General features: G+C 64.7%; 12 protein-coding genes. 11 read left to right on the forward strand and 1 reads right to left on the reverse strand.

Translation table 11 applies throughout. The features are described from left to right. Nucleotides 1–35: 35 nt before the first annotated feature. The 10 genes from DFR52_RS01180 to DFR52_RS01225 all read left to right on the forward strand — a co-directional run bounded on the left by DFR52_RS01180 (nucleotide 36) and on the right by DFR52_RS01225 (nucleotide 8,562). Complete coding sequence (locus tag DFR52_RS01180; protein ID WP_110030104.1) at nucleotides 36–434, forward strand: hypothetical protein; 399 nt, start codon at nucleotides 36–38, stop codon at nucleotides 432–434. A 195-nt stretch (nucleotides 435–629) separates the two neighbouring features. Next, a complete protein-coding gene (locus DFR52_RS01185; RefSeq protein ID WP_110030105.1) occupies nucleotides 630–1,178 on the forward strand; it encodes a hypothetical protein in 549 nt (182 codons plus the stop codon). 100 nt (nucleotides 1,179–1,278) lie between these two features. Continuing rightward, entirely contained in the window at nucleotides 1,279–2,151 is an 873-nt protein-coding gene (locus tag DFR52_RS01190; protein WP_110030106.1) for a hypothetical protein, read from the forward strand. Between the two features lie 250 nt (nucleotides 2,152–2,401). Beyond that, nucleotides 2,402–3,253, forward strand: coding sequence for an SDR family NAD(P)-dependent oxidoreductase (locus DFR52_RS01195; protein WP_110030107.1), 852 nt, complete (start codon nucleotides 2,402–2,404; stop codon nucleotides 3,251–3,253). Between the two features lie 338 nt (nucleotides 3,254–3,591). Continuing rightward, nucleotides 3,592–4,050 (forward strand): helix-turn-helix domain-containing protein, encoded by a 459-nt coding sequence (locus DFR52_RS01200; protein WP_110031060.1) that lies wholly within the window; start codon nucleotides 3,592–3,594, stop codon nucleotides 4,048–4,050. Nucleotides 4,051–4,104: 54 nt separating this feature from the next. Beyond that, nucleotides 4,105–6,018, forward strand: a complete 1,914-nt coding sequence (locus DFR52_RS01205) for an SARP family transcriptional regulator (protein WP_146215518.1) — start codon at nucleotides 4,105–4,107, stop codon at nucleotides 6,016–6,018. A 23-nt stretch (nucleotides 6,019–6,041) separates the two neighbouring features. Continuing rightward, nucleotides 6,042–6,260 (forward strand): hypothetical protein, encoded by a 219-nt coding sequence (locus DFR52_RS01210; RefSeq protein WP_110030109.1) that lies wholly within the window; start codon nucleotides 6,042–6,044, stop codon nucleotides 6,258–6,260. Nucleotides 6,261–6,333: 73 nt separating this feature from the next. Further along, nucleotides 6,334–7,515, forward strand: coding sequence for a YcaO-like family protein (locus DFR52_RS01215; RefSeq protein ID WP_170132202.1), 1,182 nt, complete (start codon nucleotides 6,334–6,336; stop codon nucleotides 7,513–7,515). After that, nucleotides 7,512–8,225, forward strand: coding sequence for a TfuA-like protein (locus DFR52_RS01220; RefSeq protein WP_110030111.1), 714 nt, complete (start codon nucleotides 7,512–7,514; stop codon nucleotides 8,223–8,225). Before DFR52_RS01215 ends, DFR52_RS01220 begins: the two co-directional genes overlap by 4 nt. 127 nt (nucleotides 8,226–8,352) lie before the next feature. Then, nucleotides 8,353–8,562 (forward strand): hypothetical protein, encoded by a 210-nt coding sequence (locus DFR52_RS01225; protein WP_110030112.1) that lies wholly within the window; start codon nucleotides 8,353–8,355, stop codon nucleotides 8,560–8,562. A gap of 466 nt (nucleotides 8,563–9,028) precedes the next feature. On the opposite strand, the gene DFR52_RS01230 is transcribed toward DFR52_RS01225, so the two are convergent. Beyond that, nucleotides 9,029–9,277, reverse strand: a complete 249-nt coding sequence (locus tag DFR52_RS01230; protein ID WP_110030113.1) for a hypothetical protein — start codon at nucleotides 9,275–9,277, stop codon at nucleotides 9,029–9,031. Nucleotides 9,278–9,548: 271 nt separating this feature from the next. Between DFR52_RS01230 and DFR52_RS01235 the strand changes: the two genes are divergently transcribed. Beyond that, nucleotides 9,549–9,902 carry a DUF2934 domain-containing protein gene (locus tag DFR52_RS01235; protein WP_110030114.1) on the forward strand — a complete coding sequence of 118 codons (354 nt, stop codon included), beginning with the start codon at nucleotides 9,549–9,551 and terminating at the stop codon, nucleotides 9,900–9,902. The last annotated feature ends 422 nt before the right edge of the window (nucleotides 9,903–10,324 follow it).

The following is a 10,324-nucleotide window of genomic DNA, read 5'->3' on the forward strand; positions in this document are numbered from 1 at the left end:
ATAATTATTTCGTGTTCAGCGTAAGGAGTTGCATCATGTTCAAGAAGCTTGCATTTGCCATTGGCCTGCTGGTGGTCATCCCTGCAGCACAGGCGGCGGCCGCATCCAAGACGTATCATCACCCCACAATAACAATGAAGGCAGGAAACCGGGCGGGACTTCAGAATGTCTTCGCCTGGGATGCGAAGTGCCGATCTGTACAGGTCTCGGTGCAGGCCTCGAAGCCGAAGATGGGGCAGGTCTATCTCTACAAGTCAAGTTTCAAGATTCCGGCGAGTCAAAGCCGGGAATGCGCAGGACGTACTGTCCGCGGCTACAAGGTTGTCTTCAAGGCTGACAAGAAAGCCAAGGGATCAACCTTGGTGAAGTACCAGATTCAGTCGAAGAACGTGGATGGGACCTTCAAGTTCCGCCGGACTTTGCGCATCAAATAAGAAAATGACTGTCTGGGAGTGAACTCCGCGGCAGCCGGCTGGCTGCCGGGACAGGACAACTGTGACCGCAATTGAAGAGCTTACAGCGCACGGCAATACGGGTTGCCGTGACGGGGACCTGTGTGCGCTGCAAGAAGGCAAGTCGTAATGCGAGTAAACAGCGAACAGGTGTTCGCATCATAAAGGAGAGTTCAAATGCGTATCAAGACTGTTGCAATGACATTCGGTGTGTTGCTTGCCGGAGCCAGCATGGCCGGTGCCGCGACACTGTCCATCGGCGGTGGCATCGGCGGGGGCCTGGCTTTTGTCGCGGCCGGAGCCGGGACCGCGGTGGCTGACTCCACCAATCTCGCCACCGGAACTGCCGCAGCCTCGACCGTCGGTGTTCCGTCCTCGGCTGCCACGGCGACGTCCAGCAACACTTCCAATGCCGGCACGGCCGGTACCGCAGTTGCAGTCGGCGTGGGCGGCTCGCTCGGTGCCGGCCTCGGCATCGCCAACGGTGTCGGTTCGGTCGCAGGCGCCGGCGGCATCTCCGGTGCCGGGAGCGCTTCGGTGGGCAACGCGGCAGGCGCTGCGACCGGTACCTCCGGCGGCGTCGGCGGCGCGGCCAATTCCGGCGCCGGCGGCACCTCGGTCGGTGGCGGCTACGGCGGCGGCACGGCTTCGGCCGCAGCCGGCCCCGGCGGTGCTGCCGGTTCGGCCGCCGGCGGTGTCGGTGGCGGTGTCGGTGCAACGAACTGATTGCACCGCTTGCTATCCGGTCGCCGCTTGCGGCGACCGGAATCCCCGCAGTTCTTAACAAGGCCGAACCTGTTGGTTATGCGTGCTTATGGAGTTTGACATGACTGTTCCCTTCTCGCCCCGTATCGACAAGAAATCAGGCAGGGGTGCCCGGACGGTGCCCCTCATGGCCGTCGCCCTCTCGGCACTGCTGTTTGCGCCAAATGCCGGTGTGCTGGATCCGCAGCAGGCCGGAGCCGCATCCTGCGGCAAGGCCTGCGCGCTGAAGAAGGCGGAGACCAAGGCGCGCGCTGCGCGCATTCACACAGAAAGCTCGGTCAACGGCGGAATGGTCTTCGCGCCCGTGGCCGGTGGCACCGTCTTCGTCAAGGCTCAGGCCAAGGCACCGGCCGCCCGTGTCGGGACGGCGCCGCCCAGGGTCGCCGCGTCGGTCGGCGCCAAATCCAGGACAGCCGCTTCGACAGGCGGGCCGGTCATCGTCCGGCGGGCCGGATGCACGACCCTCGGCGCCAGCATGCGCATGAGCGCATATGACGAGTGCAGCGCCTATGCCGCGACCACCGCCTCCCGGACACCGTCGGGACCCGGCAATCCGAACAATCCGGGCAACCCGACGCCGCAGGGGATTCCCGGCAGCCATGTCAGCCTGTCCGGCTCCGTCGCGCTCAGCGGCACGATTTCGGCGGGTGGCCATACCGTCAGCGTCAACCAGGGGGTGTCGGTCAATCAGGGCGTCGGCGTCGCCGCCACCACGGCACCCGGAACCTCGTCCGGCATCGGCTTCGGCAACGGCATGAGTTCGGCCAGTTCCGTGGGAACCGGTACCGCCGGCGGCTTCGGCCACGGCTTTGGCGACAGCCTTTCGGAGACCGCCAATTCCATGGCAGGCGCGGTTTCCAATGCCGCCAACGGCTCCATCGGCGGCGGGGTCGGCATCGGTGCCGGCATGGGCGCCAGCGGAAGCGTTGACTGACAGGAGATCACGGCAGCCGCAGGGCGGCGACCATGATCTTCCAGGTGTCGGCGCCGGCCCTCGGAACAGGGCTGCGCTCGGCGCTCGACGGACCTTGCCGCATCGGCCGGCGCCGCCCTGGCGCCGGCCTGCTCATTCGGGACGACGCGCCGAGAGCCGTCTCGATGACCGCCGGATGGCGGTTCTGCGCGCTGGACGCGCGAGGGCCTGATATGTCACCCTGCGGCCGTCCATTCATCGGGGGAGTTTCATGCACCAGGCTTTGAAGACCGGCGGCGTCGCCGTTGTCACCGGCGGCGCGTCCGGCATCGGACTGGCGGCCGCCCGCCACCTGATCGGCCTTGGCTTGCGCGTCTGCATCGCCGATCTTGCGGGAGACGGCATCGAGGCCGCCCGGAAGGTGCTGATCGATGATGGCGCCGCGGCCGGCGAAGTGATGGCGGTTGTTGCCGATGTCGGTGAGCGCGCCCAGTTGCGGGCGCTTGCCGATCAGGTGGCGGAGCGTTTCGGACCGGTCAACGTGCTGATGAACAATGCCGGCATGCAACCGGGCAGCTCGATCTTCGACGAGGAGGGGACCTGGGACCGGATTCTCGACGTGAATATGGGCGGCGTCATCCGCTCCAGCCAGATCTTCGCGCCGCTGATGACTGCCGGCGGCCAGCCCGGCCTGATCGTCAACACCGGCTCCAAGCAGGGCATCACCACGCCGCCGGGCGATCCGGCCTACAATGTCTCCAAGGCTGGCGTCAGGGTCTTCACCGAGGCGCTGCAACATGCGCTTCGCAATCTCCCCGGTTGCCGGGTAGAGGCCCGGCTGTTCATCCCCGGATTCGTCTTCACGCCGCTGACGGCGCGCGGACGCACGGAAAAGCCGGCGGGTGCCTGGACGCCGGAACAGACGGTGGAGTTCCTGTTCAGATCTCTGGAGACCGATGACTTCTACATTCTCTGCCCGGACAACGAGGTCGACAGGGCCACGGACGCCAGACGGATCATCTGGGCTGCCGGCGACATCGCCGAAAACCGGCCGCCGCTGTCGCGCTGGCACCCCGATTATGCCGAGGCGTTCCGGCAATGGCTGCGCGAGGAACGGTCTTGACCGGACGGCGCGCCGATGCCGACTGATGGGACGCCGGTCCTGCGCGTTGGTTCAGGCGAGGGCCATCGAGGAAACGCGAGGCGTTCCGTGTGCCGCCCGATGACGTCGGACGAAGGCCCGAATCGCCCGGGGCGGACCGGCGCCGGGCGGCGCGCCGCGGAACGGCCCGTCTGGTCGGACCAAGATTACCCTCGCAATATCGGGGGCGGATTCGGTGATTTCGGGTGGTCCGGTCATGTATTTCCATGTGAAACAGTAAAAGCCTGGCATTGCGCGAACAGCAAGTTTAAGGCACTTTAAATGACGGCAAACACCAAGACACGCTGATGGAGGATTGCATGAAGAGCTCTGGCCCGGACCCTATCGACGTGGCAGTGGGCGGGCGTGTCAAGCTCCAGCGGCGGCTGAGGAAGGTCAGCCAGACCCAGCTTGCCGAACACCTTGGCGTGACATTCCAGCAGGTTCAGAAATACGAAAGAGGCACCAACCGGATCAGCGCCAGCCGGCTGATGATGATCTCGGACTATTTTGGTGTCACGCCGGCATTCTTCTTCGAGGCGATTCCTGGCCAGGACGCAAGGGGACTTGAGCCGGAGCGGGATTCGGAAACCGACATGGTCACGCAGTTCATATCTTCCCCGGAGGGGATGGCGCTCAACCGCGCCTTCGTCAAGATCAAGAGCGCCCGCACGCGCCAGCAGATTGTGGCTCTGGCCAAAGCTGTGGCCGAGCCGGAAGTCAGGGAATTCGCAATGGAGACGGCTGGAGACGCCGTCGGCACGCTGCACAGCTTGTAACAGGCCGGCAGCCAGCGATCCGCTGCGCTCGTCACTCGATCAGCCGGAGGTTGGATGACCTTGATACTCCAGACATTCGGTCGATTGCGTCTGGAAGATGCGACGGGCGAGGAGATCGCCTTCCCGGAAAAGGCCTTGCTGGCGGCATGCTTTCTGCTCGCCAGCAGGCAGCGCAGCGAGACAAGGCAGGCGATGGCCTGCTTCCTGTGGGGAGACAACGACAAGGCGGGAGCGCTGGTCAACCTGCGCAAACTGATCTCCCGCATCCGCGAGCGCCAGCAACAGATCGGCATCGAGATCTTCCGGTTCACCGCAACCGAGGTCAAGCTCGCCGGAGAGCATCTGGCGGTCGATTTCAGGCTGTTTGATGACAGGCCCGACGGCCAGTCGATTGCACGGCTGCGCGAGATGGCTCAGAAGATCGGCGTCGAGTTCCTCGGCTGGCTGCAGGTTGACAGCGGCCTCTTCGACACATGGCTGCTGGAGCGGCGCGAGTATTTTCTCGATCGGCTGCGCGAAGTGTTTGCCGAGGTGGCGCCGCGGGCGAAATCGCCCACCGACTTCGGGACCATCAAGCATGTCGCCCTGCTGCTGCTCGAGCGACGGCCGCTGGATGCCTTCGTCCGCAATGCCCTGGAAGGCGCACGCGCCGCCAAGGGTCAGTCCGTATCCGCTCCGGCTGTGGCGGGCGCCGGTGCGCCTGCCACGAGGTCGGCGGACATTGTGGTTGCCGGCGCGCCCCTTGTCTTTGCGGGGGGCGCCGCGCGGGGGTCTGCCTTGCAAGCCGATGGCAATCCGTCCCCCGAGGGCGCCGGCCTTCCCAGGCTGGTGCTCCTGCCGCCGCCGCCCTCAGGGTCGGGAGAGTGCAATGCGGTCGGCGGTGCGCTGATCGAGGACATCACCATCGCATTCTGTTCGTCCAGGGCTGTCTCGGTGGTGGCTCCCTACACCTCCCAGCAGATCAGCCTGCAGTCGGACAAGGCCGCCACCTTCAACAAGCACGCAATCAACTACATCCTCGATACGAGGCTGACGTCGGAAGCCGGAGGGCATTCGATTTTCGCGCAGCTTGTCTATTTCGGCAGCGACGAGGTCATTTGGGCCGACCGGTTTGACCTGCGGAAGGCGGGCCTGCTCAGTTGCCGCATGGAGATTGCAAATGCCATCTCCCGCGCGGTGGGCCGTGAGGTCAGCCGCAACGAGACTGTGCGGTGGAACATGGAAGGTGACCCGAAGGCCTACCGAACCTATCTTCTCGGGACGCGCTTTTCGAAATTCATCAGTCTTCCGGAGGTTCGCCGGTCCCGGAAGCTGTTCCGGGAAGCGCTCAGCATCAACGGCCAGATGGCAGCGGCCATGAGCAGCCTGGCGCGCACCTATTTCATGGAATGGCTCCTGACAGCGCGCGGCGACAGCGAGTTGCTCAGGATTGCCGAGCAGCGCGCCTGCCAGGCGATCGAGATCGACGAGACCTCGGCTGCAGGTCATCGCGAACTGGGCGTCATCCGTCTCTACCGGCGGGACTTTGACGGCAGCCTCGAGGCGCTGGACAAGGCGGAGGCACTCAGTCCGCAGTTCGCCAATGTGATCGCCAGCTATGCCGATACGCTGGTCCAGGCCTCGAGGCCCGAGGAAGGCCTGGCAAAGATCATGCGCGGCATGGAGCTCAATCCGCTGTGTCCCGACGACTATTTCTGGACAGCGGCTGGAGCGAGCTATTCGATCGGCGACTACGAGCAGGCCCTATCCTTCATCCAGAGGATGAAGGACCGGACCCCCGCGGACAGGCTGGCGGCGGCCAGCTGGGCGATGCTCGGCAATCGCGGCAAGGCACGCCAGTTTGTTCGCAAAACCCTGGAAACTCATCCGGATTTTGATCTTGATAAGTGGCTTCTGATGGTGCCCTTCAGGGAGGAATGGCAGAAGACCCACTATCACGAAGGGCTGCTGATGGCAGGATATGAGTGAACTCTTGAGGAAGGAATGTTTCAATGGCCAAGAACGTTGTGTTTGGACTGCCCGGGGAAGCCGGACTGTGGATTGCCGATCTGGATGCCGGGACCGTGGCGCCGCTCGAAGTCGAGGCCGGCAGCGCACTCGCGACCGCCGATGAATTGCGCCGGGGCGGCGCGACCGTCGTCAAGGGGGTGAACCTGGCCCTGTCCGTCGACATTGCCGGTGCTGCGTTTTCCGGCTTCATGGACAGCTGAGACAGGGCGACAAACGGCGGCGGATCAAGAGTCCGCCGCCCGCTTCCCGCGCAGCCAACTCTGGTGATTGCAGATGGACTATACGGACCGTATCTGCGCGCCCGACGAGACGTTGCGGCGCGTGACACCCCATCTCGACAGCTTTGGCGTCACCCGGCTGTCGCGACTGACGGGTCTCGACCGGATCGGCATCCCGGTGTGGAACGCGGTTGCGCCCAACTCCCGATCGATTGTGATCAACCAGGGCAAGGGCATCACGGACCTGGACGCCAAGGTGTCGGCGGCAATGGAGGCCCTCGAGCGTGCCGTTGCCTGCGCCCCGCAGGTGACCGCCGTCACGGCAACTCCGGCGGAACTGGCCGCGTGCGGAAAACGGGCGCTCTGCCTGCCGTCGCTGATCGCAGCCGGACAGCCGGATATAGATCCGGACGAAGCCATCGACTGGATCGAGGGTGTCGACCTGTTCGCGGGCGGTGGGGTTTTCGTTCCCCTCGGCGCGGCCACGCTGGACCGGAGCATCCGCGGCAACCGGTTCTGGCAGACTTCCGATGGCCTGGCGTCCGGCAACCATTTCGAGGAAGCCGCATTGCACGGGCTTCTCGAGAGGATCGAGCGGGACGCCGACGTGCTTTGGCGCATGGCCTCGTTCGGCACGCGGATGACCAAATGCGTCACGCCCCGATCGTTCAACGACCCGGTTCTCGATGACCTGCTCGACAGGATCGAGCTCGCCGGGCTGGCGGTCCGGGCCTTTGATGTCACCAGCGACATCGGGGTTCCCTGTTTTGTGGTGCTGTTGGCGCCGTCGGACATCCTGGCACTGCGGACCCCGCGCTTTGTCGACGTCACGAGCGGGCAGGGGTGCCACCCAAGCGCCACCCGGGCGATGATCCGTGCCGTCACCGAGGCCGCGCAATCGCGCCTGACCTACATCAGCGGTGCCCGGGACGACGTCTTCCCCGAGACCTTTGCCCGACCGCTGCCGCAGGAGTTGCAGGATTGCTTTCGCGCCGACCCGCGGCCGGCGCCGGATCGGTCTGGGCCCCTGTCCGGCGATCCGAAGACCCTCCTCGACCAGGTTCTGCTGGACCTGGAGCGGGCCGGCATCGACACTGTCGTCGCCGTCCGGCTGAGTGCCGAAAGCCTGCCGTTCGCTGTCGTCAAGGTGTTCGCTCCGGATCTGGAGAATCCGGACGGCGAGAGAAAACGCCGATTTGGCGCGCGCGCGCTCTCCAGTTCGCTGATGACCTCATGAAGGTCCTCTTCGTCGGCCCGACCTTGTCCGGCGCCGCCGAGATGGCGGGACCGGCCATGGCCGTCAGGCCTCCGGCCCGGCAGGGCGACATTCATGCCGCGGTTCGGGAAGGCGCCACCGCCATAGGCCTGGTCGATGGAGTTTTCGAATATGTCGCGCCGGTCTGGCACAAGGAGATTCTTTTCGCCCTTTCCCTGGGCGTCCAGGTTCTCGGCTCCTCGAGCATGGGTGCCCTGCGTGCGGCAGAATGCGACCGGTTCGGAATGATCGGCGTCGGCAGCATCTACCGGCGGTTCGCATCGGGAGGCATCGAGGACGATGCGGATATCGCGCAACTGCACGCTCCGGGCGAGCTGGGCTACGCGGCGCTGACGGTGCCGCTGGTCAATGTCCACGCAACTTTGGCGGGGCTTCTGGCAGACCGGTCGATATCGCGGGCCGAATTTGCCGCCATCGAGAAGGCGGCTGCCGTGACGTTCTTCAAGGATCGGACCCTGGATGCGATTGCGGCTGTTGCCATGGGCCTGGCCGCCGGCCGCCGCGCGCAAATCCGCGGTTTGCTCGGCACGCGGTACGTCGATCAGAAGCGGGCGGATGCCATGGAGCTGCTGGCAAGGCTTCAGGCCCTCGACGACTGCCGAGCCTGCCCGCCGGCTCAATGGCGGTTTCAGGCCACAACGATCTGGGCCGCCGCATTCCGGTCTGAATAATGGAGCGCACCCTCATGAATGCACCCGGAGGGTGTGTCACGCTTGCGTCACGCGATTTTACCCCTCCTGCTTGGTAGTCTGCAGTGCAAGGTAATTTGTGTCATACAGTACGGTGGGGATTGAGCCGATGAAAAATGCAGCCGAGATCGAAATGGAAGCGAGTTGGGACACCGACACGAAGGAATTGGCAGCACTTGCCAATATGATGACCTATGCCAAGCAGACCGCGAGTGACCTGGGTGCCTCGCTCCCGGCCTACTACCTCGATATGGCGATCGGAGCCTTGAGGGAGCAGGCGCGGATGGGCGAGGGCACCCAGCTGTCGAACACGCACTGAGTGTAGGAGTCCCTTCGCGACCTGGCCGGGGAGCGCCGGGATGGCGCGGGTCCGCGTCGATTAGACTGCTGGATCCATGCGGTTCTCAGAACAGATGGCCGGAGTCGGGAGTGGTGCCGTTCTCTGCTCCGGCCGATCGGGCGCCGCCCGTCCGACTGCGGCGCACCGGCCGGGATGGTCCCGCCAGGGCGGCTTTTCGCGGGACACGAACGCAACGCGCACGGAATGTCGGAAGGCCATTCCCCACGGACCGTGTGGTTCGCGCTCCAGCACCGGGCGATCAGGCGGGATCGCCCGACCGCGGATGAGACGCTCTGGATTTCTGAGATGCTTCAGTTTCAAAAGATATAGACGTTTCAAAGAGATAGAACGCGGATCGTGCGTCCGGACGGACGCACCGTGCCTTAGCTCATTGATTTTGCATGTCGTGATCCCGAAACCGCTTCAAACTTCCGGGCGGCATGCATTAGACGCTCGGCGTTTGCAGGTCGCGCGCGGCGCTGCCTTGCCGGACAGCAGCCAACTGGCGCAGATTGCCGTCGGCATCGAGCCGCCGCATCACCAGCCGGCTTCCCGCCGCACCCTTGCGTTCTCTTTCGGCGGCGACGGCGTTGACCGCCAGTTGCAGGCTCGGATAGGACGCCGTCCAGCGTCCGTCCATCAGCACCGCCCAGCCGTCCGACTGCGGAACAAAATCACAAAAATGCTGGCCCATCCGGGTTCTCCTCCACCGCGTTGCATCGCTTTTTCGAAAACCAACAAACCGGAGATTGGTTCCGGCGCCGCCTGCATTTTGGCGCGAGCTAAATCAGCCTTTCCGGATTCTGCGATGTGAACCGGCAGTGTGGACGGATCGGGCAGCGGAAGACGGATGGGCCTGCGGCACAGCGGGCGGAAGTTTCCGGTTGCGACAGAAAAAACTGCACGCCCGTGGGATCTTTCTGCGCCCCGGCGAATTGTCGCTGTATCCAAAAAAGGAGCCCGTCATGATCGACCGCGACAAGAGCATTCGAGAGAGAGCCCATCAGATCTGGGAGGCGGAAGGCCGTCCGGAAGGCCGCGAGGCGGATCACTGGGAGCAGGCGCGCACCGAACTCCAGAAACTGGAAGATGAAAGCCGTCCGACCGCAGCGACCGTCGGCGGAAAGGCGAAGCGCTCCGGCGGAAAGACCGCGGCCCGACCGGCTGAGGACGATGCCGGGACTGGTGCCGCAAAGCCGCGCTCTCCCTCCAGGGGCAAGAATCAGAGCGCGCCTGCCGAAGACGTTTCCCCCCTGGACCGGGATGCCGCAGTGTTGGGCGAGAAGCCGGCGAGCAGCAGGAAGCGCAATCCGTCCTGAGCTGCATCTGGGTGCCGGCGATCCTTCATTCATCGCCACATTCATCGCCACCGACTGCCGAAAACTGAACGGCGGAAGCTCGCTTCCGCCTGCAGCACCCCTGTGCTTTGCCATGCGGCGCCATGCTGGCCAGCCGCTCCCTGACCCGAAGCGCGAGCATGGCGGGCGGGAGCCCCAACAGAGCTTCAGGTCCAGAAAATGCGGAACGATTGTCGCGCTTTTCTGTTGAAACATCACAACCCCCGCCGAGGAGAAAGCTCAGTTGCCATTCGCTTCCGCCCAAATCCTGCGCATTCGGACAGAGTCCGGCCTTCCCGGTCCGGGCGCGGTCGAAACACTCGGACGCGCAACGTCCGCCGGCTTCGACGGCGTGTTGTGGCAGGGCGACTGGCCGCTCTTTGGCGCCGGTTCGCCGGACCCCG

The organism is Hoeflea marina (assembly GCF_003182275.1).
Lineage (GTDB): Bacteria > Pseudomonadota > Alphaproteobacteria > Rhizobiales > Rhizobiaceae > Hoeflea > Hoeflea marina.

Excerpts from the sequence above, each read along its gene's own strand:
- DFR52_RS01200 (WP_110031060.1), top strand. The coding sequence starts at position 3,592 with ATGAAGAGCTCTGGCCCGGACCCTATCGACGTGGCAGTGGGCGGGCGT.
- DFR52_RS01220 (WP_110030111.1), top strand. The coding sequence starts at position 7,512 with ATGAAGGTCCTCTTCGTCGGCCCGACCTTGTCCGGCGCCGCCGAGATG.
- DFR52_RS01230 (WP_110030113.1), bottom strand. The coding sequence starts at position 9,277 with ATGGGCCAGCATTTTTGTGATTTTGTTCCGCAGTCGGACGGCTGGGCG.
- DFR52_RS01185 (WP_110030105.1), top strand. The coding sequence starts at position 630 with ATGCGTATCAAGACTGTTGCAATGACATTCGGTGTGTTGCTTGCCGGA.
- DFR52_RS01180 (WP_110030104.1), top strand. The coding sequence starts at position 36 with ATGTTCAAGAAGCTTGCATTTGCCATTGGCCTGCTGGTGGTCATCCCT.
- DFR52_RS01235 (WP_110030114.1), top strand. The coding sequence starts at position 9,549 with ATGATCGACCGCGACAAGAGCATTCGAGAGAGAGCCCATCAGATCTGG.
- DFR52_RS01225 (WP_110030112.1), top strand. The coding sequence starts at position 8,353 with ATGAAAAATGCAGCCGAGATCGAAATGGAAGCGAGTTGGGACACCGAC.
- DFR52_RS01195 (WP_110030107.1), top strand. The coding sequence starts at position 2,402 with ATGCACCAGGCTTTGAAGACCGGCGGCGTCGCCGTTGTCACCGGCGGC.
- DFR52_RS01215 (WP_170132202.1), top strand. The coding sequence starts at position 6,334 with ATGGACTATACGGACCGTATCTGCGCGCCCGACGAGACGTTGCGGCGC.
- DFR52_RS01210 (WP_110030109.1), top strand. The coding sequence starts at position 6,042 with ATGGCCAAGAACGTTGTGTTTGGACTGCCCGGGGAAGCCGGACTGTGG.
- DFR52_RS01190 (WP_110030106.1), top strand. The coding sequence starts at position 1,279 with ATGACTGTTCCCTTCTCGCCCCGTATCGACAAGAAATCAGGCAGGGGT.
- DFR52_RS01205 (WP_146215518.1), top strand. The coding sequence starts at position 4,105 with ATGACCTTGATACTCCAGACATTCGGTCGATTGCGTCTGGAAGATGCG.